This window comes from Halobacillus aidingensis (genome assembly GCF_900104185.1).
In the GTDB taxonomy this organism is placed as follows: Bacteria; Bacillota; Bacilli; order Bacillales; family Halobacillaceae; genus Halobacillus; species Halobacillus aidingensis.
Genome location: NZ_FNIZ01000019.1, coordinates 15,794 through 32,001, shown reverse-complemented (window position 1 = coordinate 32,001; position 16,208 = coordinate 15,794). Strand labels below are relative to the sequence as shown.

General features: G+C 44.1%; 17 protein-coding genes and 1 riboswitch. Of the genes, 16 read left to right on the top strand and 1 reads right to left on the bottom strand.

Going from position 1 to position 16,208, the window contains the following annotated elements:
- The first annotated feature begins 103 nt into the window (after positions 1-103).
- Positions 104-469 (top strand): GNAT family N-acetyltransferase, encoded by a 366-nt coding sequence (locus tag BLS23_RS16000; RefSeq protein ID WP_089654050.1) that lies wholly within the window; start codon positions 104-106, stop codon positions 467-469.
- Positions 470-523: 54 nt separating this feature from the next.
- Here BLS23_RS16000 and BLS23_RS15995 read toward each other — a convergent pair whose 3' ends face one another.
- The gene (locus BLS23_RS15995; RefSeq protein ID WP_089654049.1) at positions 524-997 is read right to left on the bottom strand and encodes a DUF309 domain-containing protein; all 474 of its coding nucleotides are present in this window, start codon (positions 995-997) and stop codon (positions 524-526) included.
- A gap of 200 nt (positions 998-1,197) precedes the next feature.
- On the opposite strand from BLS23_RS15995, the gene BLS23_RS15990 reads away from it, so the two are divergent.
- The 15 genes from BLS23_RS15990 to BLS23_RS15920 all read left to right on the top strand — a co-directional run bounded on the left by BLS23_RS15990 (position 1,198) and on the right by BLS23_RS15920 (position 16,189).
- Positions 1,198-1,953, top strand: coding sequence for a segregation/condensation protein A (locus tag BLS23_RS15990; protein ID WP_089654048.1), 756 nt, complete (start codon positions 1,198-1,200; stop codon positions 1,951-1,953).
- Complete coding sequence (gene scpB, locus BLS23_RS15985) at positions 1,944-2,537, top strand: SMC-Scp complex subunit ScpB (RefSeq protein WP_089654047.1); 594 nt, start codon at positions 1,944-1,946, stop codon at positions 2,535-2,537. Before BLS23_RS15990 ends, scpB begins: the two co-directional genes overlap by 10 nt.
- A gap of 699 nt (positions 2,538-3,236) precedes the next feature.
- Positions 3,237-4,298 carry a D-alanyl-D-alanine carboxypeptidase family protein gene (locus BLS23_RS15980; RefSeq protein WP_089654112.1) on the top strand — a complete coding sequence of 354 codons (1,062 nt, stop codon included), beginning with the start codon at positions 3,237-3,239 and terminating at the stop codon, positions 4,296-4,298.
- Positions 4,286-4,876: a nucleoside recognition domain-containing protein gene (locus BLS23_RS15975; protein ID WP_089654046.1), complete on the top strand. Its 591-nt coding sequence runs from the start codon at positions 4,286-4,288 to the stop codon at positions 4,874-4,876. Before BLS23_RS15980 ends, BLS23_RS15975 begins: the two co-directional genes overlap by 13 nt.
- Positions 4,873-5,388: a spore maturation protein gene (locus BLS23_RS15970; RefSeq protein ID WP_089654045.1), complete on the top strand. Its 516-nt coding sequence runs from the start codon at positions 4,873-4,875 to the stop codon at positions 5,386-5,388. Before BLS23_RS15975 ends, BLS23_RS15970 begins: the two co-directional genes overlap by 4 nt.
- 136 nt (positions 5,389-5,524) lie before the next feature.
- Positions 5,525-6,253 carry a pseudouridine synthase gene (locus BLS23_RS15965; RefSeq protein ID WP_089654111.1) on the top strand — a complete coding sequence of 243 codons (729 nt, stop codon included), beginning with the start codon at positions 5,525-5,527 and terminating at the stop codon, positions 6,251-6,253.
- A 54-nt stretch (positions 6,254-6,307) separates the two neighbouring features.
- Entirely contained in the window at positions 6,308-6,859 is a 552-nt protein-coding gene (gene resA, locus BLS23_RS15960) for a thiol-disulfide oxidoreductase ResA (RefSeq protein WP_089654044.1), read from the top strand.
- Positions 6,860-6,887: 28 nt separating this feature from the next.
- Positions 6,888-8,519 carry a cytochrome c biogenesis protein ResB gene (resB, locus tag BLS23_RS15955; RefSeq protein ID WP_089654043.1) on the top strand — a complete coding sequence of 544 codons (1,632 nt, stop codon included), beginning with the start codon at positions 6,888-6,890 and terminating at the stop codon, positions 8,517-8,519.
- Between the two features lie 17 nt (positions 8,520-8,536).
- A complete protein-coding gene (gene ccsB / locus BLS23_RS15950) occupies positions 8,537-9,727 on the top strand; it encodes a c-type cytochrome biogenesis protein CcsB (protein WP_089654042.1) in 1,191 nt (396 codons plus the stop codon).
- A 107-nt stretch (positions 9,728-9,834) separates the two neighbouring features.
- A complete protein-coding gene (locus BLS23_RS15945; RefSeq protein ID WP_089654041.1) occupies positions 9,835-10,551 on the top strand; it encodes a response regulator transcription factor in 717 nt (238 codons plus the stop codon).
- A complete protein-coding gene (locus BLS23_RS15940) occupies positions 10,551-12,335 on the top strand; it encodes an ATP-binding protein (protein WP_208599190.1) in 1,785 nt (594 codons plus the stop codon). Before BLS23_RS15945 ends, BLS23_RS15940 begins: the two co-directional genes overlap by 1 nt.
- A gap of 45 nt (positions 12,336-12,380) precedes the next feature.
- Positions 12,381-12,561: riboswitch (cobalamin riboswitch) on the top strand.
- Positions 12,562-12,768: 207 nt separating this feature from the next.
- Positions 12,769-13,170, top strand: a complete 402-nt coding sequence (locus BLS23_RS15935) for a DUF4430 domain-containing protein (RefSeq protein ID WP_089654039.1) — start codon at positions 12,769-12,771, stop codon at positions 13,168-13,170.
- A gap of 6 nt (positions 13,171-13,176) precedes the next feature.
- Complete coding sequence (locus tag BLS23_RS15930; protein ID WP_089654038.1) at positions 13,177-13,689, top strand: ECF transporter S component; 513 nt, start codon at positions 13,177-13,179, stop codon at positions 13,687-13,689.
- A 741-nt stretch (positions 13,690-14,430) separates the two neighbouring features.
- Positions 14,431-14,973 carry an RNA polymerase sigma factor SigX gene (gene sigX / locus BLS23_RS15925; RefSeq protein WP_089654037.1) on the top strand — a complete coding sequence of 181 codons (543 nt, stop codon included), beginning with the start codon at positions 14,431-14,433 and terminating at the stop codon, positions 14,971-14,973.
- Positions 14,960-16,189, top strand: coding sequence for a GerMN domain-containing protein (locus BLS23_RS15920; protein WP_089654036.1), 1,230 nt, complete (start codon positions 14,960-14,962; stop codon positions 16,187-16,189). The genes sigX and BLS23_RS15920 overlap by 14 nt, the downstream gene beginning before the upstream one ends.
- Positions 16,190-16,208 lie beyond the last annotated feature (19 nt).

The window sequence follows — 16,208 nt, the reverse complement described above, 5'->3', positions numbered from 1 at the left end:
GTCATGTAAGCTTGACATATAGGAAGAATTAGACAATGATTGAAAGTAACCATTTTCTCATCTGGAACTCTAGGAAAGTTATTTTCATAATTGAGGGGTTAATATGTTAATTCGTTATAAAAAATCATTTGAAAAGATTGCGATGGGTTTGCTTTCTTTCATGCCTGAAGTTTCAGACGTGAAGACACTTCAGGAAATTATAAAAGAATACGATTCCAATCCGAATTGGAATCTGTTTTTGTGGAAAGAGGAAGACATCCTCGGAGCGGTCGGTGTCCGTTTGGAAGATGGCAAAGCCATCATCCAGCACGTGTCCGTCAACCCGTCCCATCGTAATGCTGGGATTGGTCGGCAGATGATCCATCGTGTCCGTGACCATTTCAAAGATGATTGTCATGTATGTGCTGATGTAGCCACAGAGTCATTCATCGAGAAATGTGATGAAGAAAGTGCCTCTTCACAGTTATAAAAGATAAGGAGGTGTCGATTCACGGCACCTCCTTTGTTTCGTTTATATAGGAATTTAAAGTGATTTTCTTCTCATTTTATGTTTCATTAGAAGGAATTCATCAGACATGTCACTCGGAGACCCGTAAGCGACGTTCCATTGTTGGCAGAGGAGATGTACTTCTTTACGGAGTTCATTATCTATGATGGGCATATTCCAGCTACGGTAAGGGACCTCTTTGTCCAAACGTGCTTTGAATGCTTCCAGCTGTTTTTCCAGGCGTTCTCCATCCAATCCGAGGAGTGGGAGTTCTCTCTCATGTTCTACTTTCTTTCTTAAACACCGTTTAATGAGGGTCTTTGCACCATTTTGATTGCCTCTGCGATCATGGTACATGGCTACAGCGATTTGGATGAGCCATACCCAGATGGAAGAACGGTTGCGAGGATCAACTTCTTTCCAGTATTCCTCAAGGATCTCATGACACTCGAAATAATCTCTCGTACCGTGGAAATGAGCAAGAAATTCTATATAAGCTTTAGGATACATATAAACCATCCATTCCTTTGATACAACCATGGAAAGCTTGGTTGTTGATTAAAATAAGGTTCTTGTACTTCTATCTATAGTATAACTTAAAGGAAGATGTAAAACGAAAGACATTAATCGCCATTAAATACATGCTGTCACAGCAGGATGTTTTTTGATACCATTATAAAAAGAACATTGGAACGTAAAGGAAGAATGATATGAAAAAAAGCTACCAAGTGAAAGTGGAAGGTTTTGAAGGACCTCTTGATCTTCTTTTACACCTGATCAATCGATACGAAATCGATATTTATAATATTCCCGTTTCCCAAATTACCGATCAGTACATGAACTATATCCATACGATGCAGGAGCTTGAGCTGGATCTCGCGAGCGAATATCTGGTCATGGCTGCTACATTACTTGCCATGAAAAGTCAGATGCTTCTTCCTAATCAAAACATGGAAGATGAATTCGAAGATGGGGAGCTTGAAGATGACCCTCGCGAAGATTTGATGCGACGTTTGATTGAATACCGAAAATATAAACAAGCAGCAGAAGAACTGAAGGAAAAAGAACTCGATGCCAACCGCATCTACACCCGACCTCCATTGAATATGGAAGGCTGGGAAGAAGAGATGCCGGAAGTGCGCCCGGGAGAAGCCTCTGTTTACGATATGATTCAAGCGATGGGCAATCTATTAAAGCGGGCCAAAACAGAAAAACCACAGGAAGCGAAGGTCCGGAGAGATGAGATTCCTATCCAAATGAGAATGGAAGAAATACTCGGTAAAATTGATGTGCAAGCAGGTGGCACTCCTTTTCATCAATTATTTGAAAAACGAACACGACCGCATATCGTAGTCACTTTCATCGCTTTACTTGAGTTGATGAAGAGCAATGACATCGTATGTGTCCAACAACAACATTTTGATGAACTAATCGTATATAAGACGGAGGATGCACCATGGAGTTAGAAGACTACAAAGCGATAACCGAAGGTCTGCTTTTTGCAGCCGGAGAAGAAGGGATCACAAAAAAGAAACTGACCGACCTACTAGAGTTGGATGCGAAGACGTTCAAAACATTGTTGGAAGAAATGATGAAAGACTATCAATCGAAAAACAGAGGTCTCACCATCATGGACTCACAAGGAACCTTGCATTTGACTACGAAGCCAGAGCATGCTTCGTATTACAAGCGTCTTTTGGATTCACCAGGATCGACAAGGCTGTCTCAAGCGGCTCTTGAAACGCTCGCAATCATTGCCTATCAACAACCGATTACTAGAATAGAAGTCGATGACTTGAGAGGGGTCAAAAGTGACCGTGCCATCCAGACACTTGTCAATCGCAGTTTGATTGAAGAAAAAGGCCGTAAAGATGCCATCGGACGCCCGATCCTATATGGAACGACCAAAGATTTTCTTATCTATTTCGGCTTGACTTCCATTGAAGAGCTTCCGCCTCTTTCTGAACTCAAGCAAAGCGAAGGGGAAGAAGAAGGAGAAGCTGATCTCTTTTTCGAAAAATTCAACGAAGACCCCTTCGCCGACGACTAAAAAGCTGTTCCCTACCAGGGACAGCTTTTTTTTCTATATAAATCCCGATTGTGGAAGACTCGATTTCGATATGTTGGTGAGGTGGGGTGGAGGATGACTAGTTTTCCGTGGGAGTGCAAAGAGCACCTACCGAAAATTCATAATGTAAACCTTACCTAGTTGAAATAATGGAAGACGCTTTCTAGCCATGGATACGGGGTCAGGGAAACGACGATTTGCAGTGTTTGGGATCCGTCAGTAGAAAAACACACACGTCCGTGTCTCCTCTCGATTTTCATGCGGACGTTTCCCAGACCCTGTTCTCTAACCTTATTTGTGCATATTCTTTGGTTGAAACTATTATCATGATATGGCAAATCAGGGCTTCCTTACCTAACATCGCGATTCATTTAGAGGAGTTTCGAGAGTCATTTATGGTTAAGGGGCGGCGGGGGATGGGGAGACTCCTGTGGGAAAAAAGTGCTTGGTGAGACCCCACAGGACGCAGTCCGAGGAGGCTCACCGCGCTCCCACGGAAAGCGATTCATCCCCCGCCGCCCCGATCCACTCACACAAACATTTCGAACTGAGTCTTCCAAAATCCTGCCATAATTGGATTTTTCTATTACTCATAAGCTTGTACGCTTTTGCATAAGTTGAAGCAAATGATGTGAATAGGAGGAAGTCCTCTTGAGAAGGTTCTTTTATGTAGCTGTGGTAATGACTTTACTACTTCCAACCTTTATGGTGGATAAGGTAAAAGCGAACCCTAATATATCGGTATCTGCTGAGCGGGCCGTTCTGATGGATGCAGAATCAGGCCGGGTCTTGTATGAAAAGAATGCTTATGACCCTACACTGATTGCCAGCACCACGAAGATAATGACCGCTATCATAGCGATTGAATCAGGAATGATGGAAGAAAAGGTGAAAGTAAGTAAAAGGGCCGTTTATACAGAAGGGTCCTCCATTTATTTGACAGAGAAAGAAAAAATCCCTTTGAAAGATTTGGTATATGGGTTGATGCTGAGGTCTGGAAATGATTCAGCTGTAGCGATTGCTGAACATGTAGGCGGAAGTGTCGAAGGTTTTGTGCAGCTGATGAATGAAAAGGCGGCTTGGCTTGGTATGAATAACAGTCACTTTGAAAATCCGCATGGCTTGGATGGAGAAACCCATTATTCAAGCGCGTATGATATGGGGCTGCTTATGGCCTACTCTATGAAAAATGATACGTTCCGCGAAGTTACAGGCAGCGAAATGTATCGTTCTGAAAATCGAGAATACTCGTGGAAGAATAAAAATAAAATGCTGACCCAATATTACGAACCGACGAACGGTGGGAAAACCGGATTCACAAAAGCCGCTGGGCGAACCTTAGTGACAAGTGCCCAAAAAGATGGAATGGAGCTGATCGCTGTTACTTTGAATGCTCCTGATGATTGGAATGACCATACACGGATGTTCGAGTGGGGATTCAGTAATTTTGAAACGGTGAAACTACAAAGTGAGGGTACCGTTGAAGTGAACGGGAAATCCCTTTATATTCCAAGAGATATCTATTATCCTCTCACCCTATCTGAAAAGGAAGACCTTCAGGCAACATTTTACCGTTATGACCAGCAAGGGGAGTCGAATTTAGCCGGTGTGACATACTTCATGGTCGGACAAACACCGTTAGTTGAAGCGCCTGTGTGGAATGAGCGCCCTTCTCAATCCTTCTTTTCAGAAGTGAAGAACTTCTTGAACAGGATGATGGGGGTAGCGCCATGGTCAACTTAATATGGGCGTTCCTTGCGGTTACGGGGATTATCTATGCGGCTTTCAATGGTACGATGGAGGACGTAAACAAAGCGATTTTCTCAACATTGGATGAGGCAATTATGATTACTCTGAGTCTTGCAGGGGTCCTCATTTTTTGGCTTGGATTGATGAAAATCGCTGAAGAGGCAGGGCTTCTTGCCGGATTGGCTAAAATTTTCCGGCCCTTTGTCAAACGCATCTTCCCTGAAATTCCTGAGGACCACCCGGCGCTTGGTTACATCCTGTCCAATATGACGGCCAATATGTTCGGTCTTGGAAATGCTGCCACGCCGATGGGGCTCAAAGCGATGAAGGAATTGAAAAAGCTGTCAGGTTCGGATAAAGCGAGCAGGTCTATGATTACACTCCTTGCCATCAACACCTCATCCCTGACGCTCGTACCGACAACTGTGATTGCCATTCGGATGAAGTATGGTTCAGAGGATCCGACCTCCATCGTAGGTGCTACCATTTTGGCAACTATTATTTCTACCATTGCCGCCTTATTGATCGACCGCTATTTTCATTATAAAAGGGAGAGGGCGATGCGTTTATGATCAGCATATGGCTCATCCCATCCATCATCCTGCTTGTACTGGTGACGGCAACCATTAAAAAGGTACCTTCTTATGAAGTGTTTGTGGAAGGGAGTAAAGAGGGAATCCAAATTGCCATCAGTTTGCTTCCTTTCTTATTGGGGATGATGGTGTCGATTGCTGTTTTTCAAGCGTCAGGTGCGATGGGGGCGATCGTGAAACTGTTCGAGCCTCTGATGTCATTGTTTGGAGCTCCAGCTGAAATTCTCCCTCTCGCTTTCATCCGTCCTATCTCAGGAACGGCCGCACTCAGTATGACGACAGAGCTGATCCGCACGTTTGGTCCTGATTCTTTCATCGGTCAACTCGCATCTGTGATGCAGGGGAGTACCGATACGACACTATACATTATCACTGTCTATTTTGGGGCCGTTGGGATAAAAAGAATGGGAGATGCTTTGAAAGTTGGACTGATGGCCGATTTGGTTGGTATAATAGCATCAATTGTCATTGTCATCATCCTATTTAGTTAATAGGATGATTTTTTGTTCAAACCTTTATAGAATGTGTATAATGTAGAGGAACGGACGAGCCGCGCTGTGTGAGCGTGGCTTCGTTTCATGAAAAAAAGTGATTTCAAAGAAAGTTGGTGACGGTCGTATGGCAGATATGGAACGACTACAAAAGGTGATCGCCCACGCAGGTGTCGCATCACGAAGAAAAGCAGAAAAATTGATTGTTGACGGCAAGGTGACAGTCAATGGAAAAGTAGTAACAGAATTAGGAACAAAGGTTGGTAAAAACGATGATGTTGAAGTAGAAGGAGTCCCGATCGATAAAGAAGAGCCTGTCTACTATTTGTTATATAAACCACGCGGTGTTATTTCAAGCGTCAGTGATGATAAGGGACGTAAAGTAGTCACAGACTTTTTGCCGGAAGTTAAAGAGCGGATTTTCCCAATAGGCAGGCTGGATTACGATACGTCTGGATTAATTTTGTTAACAAACGACGGGGAATTTGCTAATTTACTCATGCACCCGAGTCATGAAGTGGACAAAGTGTACATCGCAAAGACAAAAGGCATTCCTACTAAAGATCAACTGAAGCAGTTGAAGAAAGGGATGACCGTAGACGGGGAGTACTTGAAGGCCGTTCACGCTAAAGTCACCTCCACGGATTCGAAGAAGAATACGGCGATTGTACAAATTGTTCTTCACGAAGGAAAGAACCGTCAAGTCCGTCGGATGTTTGAGTCTCTTGGATACCCTTTAGACAAATTGAAACGTGAACGGTACGGGACGCTGGACCTACATGGAATGAATGCAGGAGATTCCCGTCCATTGAAACCGTTTGAAGTGAAACAGCTCCGTGCACTTGCTGAGAAAACTGTTGAATAACGTTCAAATTTACAGCCTTCAATCAATGTTATAATGGTTTGGGAGTGAGTCATAATGAAGGAAGAAACCATTAGGAAAAAAAGAAAGCGCCTCATCTTCAGAACAGCTATGCTTGCCGTGATGGTCGGACTTGTCGTGTTCGCTCTCGTTGCAAACGGCAAGGACGAACAATCGGTGATCGCCAAAGGGGAGAAAGCACCCGACTTTCAATTGAAAAAATTCGGTACAGATGAGACGGTTCAATTGAGTGATTTGAGAGGGAAAGGCGTCATGGTCAACTTTTGGGCGACGTATTGTAAGCCGTGTAAAGATGAAATGCCTTATATGGAAGAGTTGTATCCGGAGTACAAAGAAAAAGGTGTCGAAATTCTAGCTGTCAATCTAGATTCGACCGAGCTTGTGGTGGAGAATTTTGTGAACGAATACAATCTGACCTTCCCTATTCTGCAAGATAAAAATGGTGAAGTAATGGATCTTTATAACATCGGTCCGATTCCTTCCACGCTATTCATCAATCCTGAAGGTGAAATTGAAGAGCAGGTTATCGGCCCTCTGACGTTAGACAAACTCGAAGGCCACTTGCAAAAGATTGCACCGGAGGAATAGAGTCTACTTGACATTGTGAGGTTTTACTATGAAAGAGATTACCTGTGAATGTGGTCATGTGAATCCTGAAGGCACGGTGCTTTGTGAAGCATGCGGGAAACCTGTGGAACAGAATCAGCATATCGACGGCAATGAAGACAAAAAGCTGCTCAACATGCGCTACGATGGAAGTGCCCGTCGTTCACAAACATATAATCGTACGATCGTTGATAAAGTATGGAACTTCTTTTCCTCTGTGAAGGTCGGGGTCACCTTGATCTTTATCACCGTCGTAGCATCTGCCATCGGAACGATCTTCCCTCAGGCTGTATTTATTGGCGGTGCCGATCCTGCGACTCATTACAAGGATCAATATGGGATCGCCGGGCAGATTTATTATCAACTTGGATTTCATGACCTCTTCAGCTCATGGTGGTATATGCTTTTGATTGCGATGATCGGCATATCCATCGTCATTGCATCCATCGATCGTTTCTTCCCGCTTTATAAAACGTTGAAAAGGCAGAAACCGAAGCGTCATGAGCTCTTCATGAAAAAGCAGCGTGTGTTCGGTGAGACGAAGTCAGATGCCATCGATTATGAAACATTCAAAACCAATTTGAAAAAAAGACGCTTCAAAGTTTATGAACAAGACGGCCATTTGCTGGCAGAGAAGAACCGCTTTGCAAGATGGGGGCCTTATGTCAATCATATCGGTCTTATTATTTTCCTATTAGGCGCTTTACTCAGATTTATCCCTGCTTTCTATGTCGATGAACATGTTTGGGTAAGAGAAGGGGAGACAACACTAATCCCTGGTACAGAGGGCGAATACTATATCAAAAATGAGGCCTTTACTCTAGAAACCTATGATAAAGACGACCCGGAAGATGCGAAATTTAAAGAAGCGATTGAAAATCAGGATGGAGCGATCCCGAAGACATTCCGGACGGACGCTGTCATTTATGAGCGGACAAATCAAGGAGTCGCTGGTGCTGATCCTGAGCTGGAAACGATCAAAGAAGGCTCAGCCACGTTGAACAACCCATTAAAATTTGAGGACTTTGCCCTCTATCAGGCGAGTTATCAATTGGATGAATTCAGTGAAATGTCTTTCAAAATCCACGACAAGGATGATGAAGATACCAACTATGGCGAGTTTACCGTCGATTTGACGAACCCACAATCTACATATGAGCTGGACGAAGGGTTCCGGGTGGAAGTCGTAAACTATTTTCCTGAGTATGAAATGCAGGACGGTCAGCCGGCTTCGGTCTCCAAGTATCCAAAAAACCCAGCTTTCGTATTCAACCTGTACCCACCAGGTGAAGAAACACCTGAAACTAGTTTCCTAGGTATAGGGGCGAATATCGATGCTGGAGAGAATAACCAATATAAACTTGGCCTAACAGGTTTCGATACGCGGGACGTCACAGGTCTGACTGTGAAAAAGGATCATACGTTAGGAATCATCTCTCTCGGAGGCGCGATCTTCATGATCGGCGTTATTCAGGGAATGTATTGGAACCATCGTCGTATCTGGCTCCAGCCAAGATCAGACGGAGCCTGGATTGCGGGACATACGAATAAAAACTGGTACGCCTTGAGAATGGAAATTGAAAAATCAATTGAAGGCACTCACATCGAGGCCCCTCAGGACCAGTATGAAATGAAATCATAGAGTCAGGAGGATGAAATATGGGAGATTGGACAGCCATAAGCGGCAATCTGCTCTATGCTGCTTTTTTCATCTATTTAATTGCGACCTTCTTCTTTGCGGGAACCATACGCGATAAAAAGAAAGGGAAGAGCCGCGTAGCAGGAAATATCGGAATTACGCTTGCGATTATCGGGTTCCTCACTCAAATCGGATATTTTATTACTAGGTGGATCGCAAGCGGTCACGCCCCGATCAGTAACTTGTTTGAATACACGACGTTTTTTGGAATGATGCTTGTCTTCGCATTCATCGTTCTCTACTTTATTTACAGAGTGGATCTCTTAGGGTTATTTGCTTTACCGATTGCCCTACTATTGATCGCTTTTGCAAGCATGTTCCCGACGGAAATTTCACCTCTAGTACCATCTTTGCAGTCCCATTGGTTATACATCCACGTAACTACTGCATCACTTGGTCAAGGGATTTTATCGGTTAGTTTTGTCGCAGGCTTGATCTTCTTGATCAGCCAGGTGGACCAGAGCAAGCGCTCCAAGCATACGGTTTGGCTCGAGTTTGTCATTTATGTCATTGCTGTGACGCTTGCTTTCATCATTGTTTCTTCATCCTTCAGTGCGATGAATTACGAAGCGAGTTTTGAAGCACCGATTGAAGGACAACAAGCGGAGATCACGTACAACATGCCAGCCATTGTAGGACCTTACCAAGGAGAATTGATAAGTGAAGGTAGCATGTCTCCATTTTTCCAAGCGCCAGAATGGATGCGCGGGGAGGATGCGGCGAAGAAATTCAACACCTTCCTATGGGCACTTCTTGGTGGAATAGTCCTTTACTGGGGTACAAGGTTGATCTTAAGAAAACGAATCGCTGCAGCTATACAGCCACTCCTAAACAAAAAAGTGAACCCTGAACTTGTCGATGAAGTATCCTACCGCGCTGTTGCCATCGGTTTCCCCGTGTTTACATTGGGAGCACTGATTTTTGCCATGATTTGGGCTCAGCAAGCCTGGGATCGTTTCTGGGGATGGGATCCGAAAGAAGTGTGGGCACTGATCACATTCTTCTTCTATGCGGCTTACCTTCATTTACGCTTATCCAGAGGTTGGCAGGGAATGAAGTCCGCATGGCTTGCAGTCGGAGGCTTCGGAATCATTATGTTCAATTTGATTGCGGTCAACTTAATTATTTCAGGCTTACATTCTTATGCATAAAAGACAAAAGGCAGGCGAGAATTCTTTGAACTCCGCCTGCCCTTTGTGTAAAGGATAAAGATAATGAATCCATAAGAGTATTATTTCTATGATGTGGAGGTTTTTAAATGGATCAAGAAGCGAAAGTGTTAGTAGTGGATGATGAAGAACGTATCCGCCGCCTGATTCGCATGTACCTGGAGAGAGAGGATTATATCATTGATGAAGCGGAAGACGGGGAAGAAGCCTTGCAAAAAGCGCTTCAGAATGAATATGATGTGATCCTGCTTGATTTGATGCTTCCAGGAAAAGATGGGATTGAAGTGTGTAAAGAGCTGCGTGAGAAGAAAGCCACTCCAGTGATCATGCTTACGGCCAAAGGGGAGGAAGCCAACCGCGTGCAAGGGTTTGAAGTGGGAACCGACGACTATATCGTTAAACCATTCAGTCCAAGAGAAGTCGTTTTACGAGTGAAAGCGCTCCTGCGTCGTTCTTCTTCTACGAAGTTTTTAGAAACGGAAACTTCCGCGCGGAATGTACTTGTTTTCCCTCACATGACGATCGATAATGATGCTCACCGTGTGACTGCTGATGGAAAGGAAGTGGCTCTGACACCGAAAGAGTATGAACTTCTTCACTACATGGCGCAGTCTCCGGATAAAGTTTTTGACAGAGAACAATTGCTGAAAGAGGTATGGCAGTATGAATTTTTCGGCGATCTTCGGACGGTCGATACCCATGTTAAACGACTCCGCGAAAAATTAAGCAAAGTTTCTGCAGAAGCGGCAGGGATGATTGTTACGGTATGGGGAATCGGCTATAAGTTTGAGGTATCTGGTGACTGATGTTCTGGCGTAGTGTAGTCGGGAAGTTATGGTTCACCATCTTATTATTGGTTTGCTTTGTCCTCTTTATATTGACTGTTCTTCTCCTCGAGTTCTTTCAAAACTATCATGTCGTAGAAGCAGAAAGGCATCTGCTGCAGACGGCGGACCGAATTTCAGACGTCGTGGATCGCTATGAACAAGAGGAAGACCTTTTACTATCGACAACAGCCCTTGTCAAAGATCCGGCTAGTCGAGCCGTCATTGTAAAAGGAGAGGATGATCCGCTGGTTTCGGAAAGTGATTCCGATTCACTGCCTGTGCTAGATTATGAATGGTTTAAAAATGACGAAGATACAGCAACCGTTTTGAATGAAGGCGCAGATGTTAAAAAAGTTGCCGATCTAGGAAATGGCGAGACTGGAGTCATGGTTGTCGGCACTCCACTTAATAACCAGGACGGGGCTGTTTTTGTCTATCAATCACTGGATACGATTGAAGAAACGTCCGAACAGACGACAAAAATCATATTCCTGGGTGCTGGAATTGCCATCGTATTAACGACCATTTTCGCCTTTTTCCTCTCCACTCGAATCACGGCACCTTTGATTAAAATGAGAGAAGGTGCCCTCGAACTTGCCAAAGGCGAGTTCAACACGAAGATACCCATACGTACACATGATGAAATCGGTGAACTGGCGATGGCCTTTAACCGGATGGGCCGGGAGTTGAAGTTTCATATCAATGCTTTGAATCAGGAAAAAGAACAGCTCTCGGGTATTTTGAGGTCGATGGCAGATGGCGTCATAACGTTTAATCGCGAAGGGGATGTGCTCATTTCCAATCCCCCCGCACAACAATATTTAGATGCCTATGCGTTTGAAAAGAACGCTGCATCCACGTCTTCTGATCAAACGTCCCTTCCAGAACCGCTGAGGGATTTGTTTAACAATGTTATCACGGATGAAAATGAATCCATGATCGAGATGACATTACAAGGCAGGTCCTGGGTGATCATCATGACACCTTTGTATGACAAAGAAAAAGTACGTGGAGCTGTCGCGGTCCTTCGGGATATGACGGAAGAAAGAAGACTGAACAAGCTCCGCAAAGACTTTATCGCTAATGTATCCCACGAATTGCGTACCCCCATTTCGATGCTGCAAGGGTATAGTGAAGCCATCGTTGATGACATTGCGGAATCAAAAGAAGACAAAAATGAACTCGCGCAAATCATCCATGACGAGTCGCTCAGGATCGGTCGTCTTGTCAATGAGCTTTTGGATATAGCACGGATGGAAGCGGGACATATTCAGTTGAATGAAGAATCTGTTGAAATTGAGCCATTTTTGAACAAAATCATTCGGAAATTCAGTGGGATTGCCAAAGAGAAGTCTGTAGACCTTCATTTGAAAGTAGAAGGGGAGTTCGGGTTCCTCGATTTCGATCCTGATCGTATTGAACAAGTGTTTACAAATTTGATTGATAATGCGATCCGACATTCCGACCCGGGCAGTCAGGTACAGGTGATTCTTGAACAAGATGAAAAGGAATGGATTGCAAGTGTCAAAGACTCCGGGTATGGAATTGCCGAGGAAGACCTTCCATTCGTCTTTGAGCGTTTCTATAAAGCAGATAAATCAAGGAAGCGTGAAGATAAAAATTACAAAAAAGGCACAGGGCTCGGACTTGCGATTGCGAAAAACATTGTAGAAGCCCATGATGGGGCCATTAGTGTGCACAGCAAGTTGAAAGAAGGAACCACCTTTACTTTTAAAATTCCTTTTACACATAAGGAAAAATAAAGTTGCTATATTCGGAAAATTGTTGTAATCTTGTTTATGGAAACTTCATAAGAAGAGGATTCAGGTGTCTGAAAAGACTTAATAGGGAATCTGGTGGAAAACCAGAACTGTCCTCGCAACTGTAAGTGTAGACGAAAAGGAAATTCCACTGTACCTTCAGGTATGGGAAGGATCCTGATTAGGATGACGCACAAGTCAGTAGACCTGCCTGATCCAACGTTTCAAAGCTTCGGGGATTGAGCATTTGAGACAACCGATCGGTATGACGTGGAACGTAGATCTTATCCTTTCGTTTGTCTTAAGCTTACCCTTGTAGAAGGGTAAGCTTTTTTTGTGGTAGGAAAGATATAACGATTTCTACATACATGTGACTTGGTTGTCTTCGCTTTTCTCTCCTCCTGGCCGTGAAACAAAAAGAAAGGGAGAGATTGTAATGAAAAAATGGAATACGTTACTAACAGCAATGATTCTCGCTGTAGGCATGCTGGCTGGATGTGGGACTCAAGAGGGTAGTGAGACATCAGCTACTCAAGAAGAACAAGTGCAGGAAGTTACTGTACAAGTGCAGCTATCTAAAAACGATGGCGAAGAAATGATTGCGGAAGATGAAATAACAGTAGAAGAAGGAACCACCCTCATGGAAGTCATGGAAGATAACTATGAAGTAGAACAATCCGAAGGGTTCATTAACAGCATCGAAGGGATCGCCGGCAACCAAGAAGAAAAAATGGCTTGGATGTACACCATTAACGGCGATGAAGCAATGGTTGGAGCCAATGAGTACGAAGTAGAGGATGGAGACGAGATCGTTTTTGATTATCAATCTTGGGAATGATGAAGGATGAATACCTATAAGTTAACATTGATTGCCATGCTCGCATCCTTAGCCATAGCAGGAAGGATGGCTTTAGCTCATTTTCCTAATATCCAGCCGGTGACTGCAATCATTATTATTGCCGGTTTCTGGCTCGGACCCAGTGCAGGAATCCTCATTGCACTGCTCACAACCTTTGTGTCTAATGTGTTGTTGGGCATGGGGATATGGACCATCTGGCAGATCATCGCCTGGTCAATTATAGGAATCATTGCCGGTCTCCTAGGGAAATATTGGTCAAAAATGCCATTCTGGGGTCTTTCCATCTATGGCTTTATCAGCGGACTTTTTTTCGGCGTCATTCTTTCCTTAACGATGCGGGCTGCGGGCCAGCCATTTTGGGCGTATTATTTAGCAGGCCTCCCGATGGATATCAATCATGCGGTATCTAATACTGTGTTCATATTGGCACTATCTCCAATACTCGGAACACTTTTCCAACGCTACGAAAAAAGAAACGCCATATCAAAAGTATCTTAGCTACCCGAACAAGGGTAGCTTTTTTGTTCCCTTAACCCTACCGTTTATTAAAGTTAATGGCAGGATTGTAGAAGATTCAGTTTCGATATAATGGGTGTTCGTTTGCCGTATTGAGAGTCAGGGGTGGTGGGGAAGCAACTCGCTTTCCTGTGGGGGAGTGGCAAGCTTCCTCGGGCTAACGCCCTGCGGGATCTCGCCGATCTCCTTTCTCCCACGGGAGTCTCGCGGCTTCCCCACCACCCCATTCGATGAGTGTGAAAAACGAACCCCTACACTTAGAAAGAGCGTCTTCCAACCTCCTTGTCCAGGAGTCATAAAGCGCGCTGTATCAGCATTTCAATAGGGAAGCCACAGACTTTTGCATTTCGACAGAGCTTGGGAATTCCGCTATTCGTGGTAGTAGTTTCGAGACACTGAATATGGCAAAGGGGCGGAGGGGGATGGCGAGACTCCTGCGGGAAAAAAGTGCATGGTGAGACCCCACAGGACGCAGTCCGAGGAGGCTCATCGCGCTCCCGCGGAAAGCGAGTTATCCCCCGCAGCCCCGAATCTCTAACCCAAAAGTCTCGAAACTGAGTCTTCCACAATTGGGAGCTTTAGTTGAAGTTGGGATAGAGGTATTGGGCAGGTGATTTTCTTTTGAAAACGCGGTTCCTTTTTCTTTTTTTGCATATTAAGATAGAGAGTGTAACTTTTTTCATACATAAAACGACTATTAAAGTGACCCAGGAGGTACCACCATTGCGAACGTTCTTTGACGAACTATACGAAAACTATCACCATGACCTGTTTCAGTTTCTCATCTATATGGTCAAGGACAGAAGTCTTGCTGAAGACTTGGTTCAGGATGTTTATGTGAGGGTCATGAAATCATATGATTCATTCAATGGAAAAAGCTCTGAGAAAACATGGTTGTTTTCCATAGCCAGGCACGTAGCCATTGACTATTTCCGCAAACAAAAAAGAAAGAGGAACCGCTTCATGGAGTTCTTTGATTGGACAGAGAAAGGTGAGCAAATCAAAGATCAGAATAAAATGCCTGAAGAGATTGCCGTGCAGAATGATGAAATTCAACAAGTTTATCAAGCGCTCGACAAATGTACGGTCGATCAACGAAGTGTGTTGATTTTCCGTTTTATTCAAGGCATGTCCATAAAAGAAACAGCAGAAATCTTAAGCTGGAGTGAGAGTAAAGTGAAGACGACTCAACATCGAGCCATGAAAGCTCTGAAGATGATACTTGAAGAGATGGAAGAGGGGAGGGGAGACCGTGAAGAAGCGTAATGACGAAGATATCAAAAAAGTATTAGGTGAACTCCCTTCTATGGATGACCGACAATCGAAAGAAATGCTCTACCAAAAGGTTTCATCACGCGTAAATACACCAAAAAGGAAAGTAGCTCCATGGCTTTTTCCTGGGTTAGCTACGATTGCTGTTTTGCTAGTACTTGCCGTGTTCATTCCTGTCTTTTTCAGTAACAATGGAATGCTTACCGTAGAAGAGTCTGCCGATCGTGCGAATGAGAATGCAGAATCCTCGTCGGCAACTGAAGAAACAGCTCCATCTCTTGATTCATCTACCTCAGAGAGTGAAAAGGAAAGTGCTGAAATCAAGGAAGCTGAACCTTCCAGCGAGGATAAGGACCTTCCTCCTGAAGAAAATGTAGAAGAATCACAAGAGAAAGAGGAAGAATCAAAGCTTGAAGAAACACAAGAAGAGCCTGAGGCAGAGCTTGAGTCACTGGTTTTAAGGAGTGACGAAGGCGGTTATGATACGGTGTCTTATCCAGGAAAAAATGCTGAAGTCATCCTTCCTACCCTCCAGAAGCAGCAGGATGTCGACACATTTTCACCAGAGAGGTACGGTTTAGCTGAGAGAGCTGTAGAAGGAATCGAATATGAAGTGGATGAAACAAAAGGTTCGGCTGTCGTTACGTTTCCTGATGGTTTCACCGTTAGTGGATCTGCTTGGGCAAGCGCGATCGTTGAAAGCATTCGATGGGACTTGGAGAACTTTCAACTAGAAGAAATTTTTGTTCAAACCGAATCAGGTAATCCCGTCAACCTAGGAAGCTACGGAGAAATGTCCGAAGTTCCTGTCATTCAACAAAGGGAGTACATCTTTCAATTGTATCAATACGAAGGTTCCTCTGAACGTTTATTAGCTCCCATTTCTGTTGATGGTTCTCCGACATTCCAGGATGCTCTATCTTTGATGAAGGAAAAAGGGAGAGGTCTCTTTGTGAGCCCAGCCGTGCCAGAACATGTTCAGTTTACTTCAACGACAGTAGATGAAGGTATAGTGAATATAAATCTTCAACATGAATCATGGGCAAGTGAGCAACAGCTTTTGACGATGGTGGAAGCCATCCTTGTAACAGCAGGACAGTTTGGTTTTGAAAAAGTAAAGTTCAATGGTGTGAACGTAAGGGAGTTTTCCACCTATGATCTTGAAGAGCCAATTGATGTTCCAGATAGAATCAATCCTGTCGTTGAATAATGGCCAGGAACCCTCTGAA

What these genes read in the sequence shown, in the direction of transcription:
- BLS23_RS16000 (WP_089654050.1), top strand. Translation starts at nt 104, where the DNA reads ATGTTAATTCGTTATAAAAAATCATTTGAAAAGATTGCGATGGGTTTG.
- BLS23_RS15995 (WP_089654049.1), bottom strand. Translation starts at nt 997, where the DNA reads ATGTATCCTAAAGCTTATATAGAATTTCTTGCTCATTTCCACGGTACG.
- BLS23_RS15990 (WP_089654048.1), top strand. Translation starts at nt 1,198, where the DNA reads ATGAAAAAAAGCTACCAAGTGAAAGTGGAAGGTTTTGAAGGACCTCTT.
- scpB (WP_089654047.1), top strand. Translation starts at nt 1,944, where the DNA reads ATGGAGTTAGAAGACTACAAAGCGATAACCGAAGGTCTGCTTTTTGCA.
- BLS23_RS15980 (WP_089654112.1), top strand. Translation starts at nt 3,237, where the DNA reads ATGACTTTACTACTTCCAACCTTTATGGTGGATAAGGTAAAAGCGAAC.
- BLS23_RS15975 (WP_089654046.1), top strand. Translation starts at nt 4,286, where the DNA reads ATGGTCAACTTAATATGGGCGTTCCTTGCGGTTACGGGGATTATCTAT.
- BLS23_RS15970 (WP_089654045.1), top strand. Translation starts at nt 4,873, where the DNA reads ATGATCAGCATATGGCTCATCCCATCCATCATCCTGCTTGTACTGGTG.
- BLS23_RS15965 (WP_089654111.1), top strand. Translation starts at nt 5,525, where the DNA reads ATGGAACGACTACAAAAGGTGATCGCCCACGCAGGTGTCGCATCACGA.
- resA (WP_089654044.1), top strand. Translation starts at nt 6,308, where the DNA reads ATGAAGGAAGAAACCATTAGGAAAAAAAGAAAGCGCCTCATCTTCAGA.
- resB (WP_089654043.1), top strand. Translation starts at nt 6,888, where the DNA reads ATGAAAGAGATTACCTGTGAATGTGGTCATGTGAATCCTGAAGGCACG.
- ccsB (WP_089654042.1), top strand. Translation starts at nt 8,537, where the DNA reads ATGGGAGATTGGACAGCCATAAGCGGCAATCTGCTCTATGCTGCTTTT.
- BLS23_RS15945 (WP_089654041.1), top strand. Translation starts at nt 9,835, where the DNA reads ATGGATCAAGAAGCGAAAGTGTTAGTAGTGGATGATGAAGAACGTATC.
- BLS23_RS15940 (WP_208599190.1), top strand. Translation starts at nt 10,551, where the DNA reads ATGTTCTGGCGTAGTGTAGTCGGGAAGTTATGGTTCACCATCTTATTA.
- BLS23_RS15935 (WP_089654039.1), top strand. Translation starts at nt 12,769, where the DNA reads ATGAAAAAATGGAATACGTTACTAACAGCAATGATTCTCGCTGTAGGC.
- BLS23_RS15930 (WP_089654038.1), top strand. Translation starts at nt 13,177, where the DNA reads ATGAATACCTATAAGTTAACATTGATTGCCATGCTCGCATCCTTAGCC.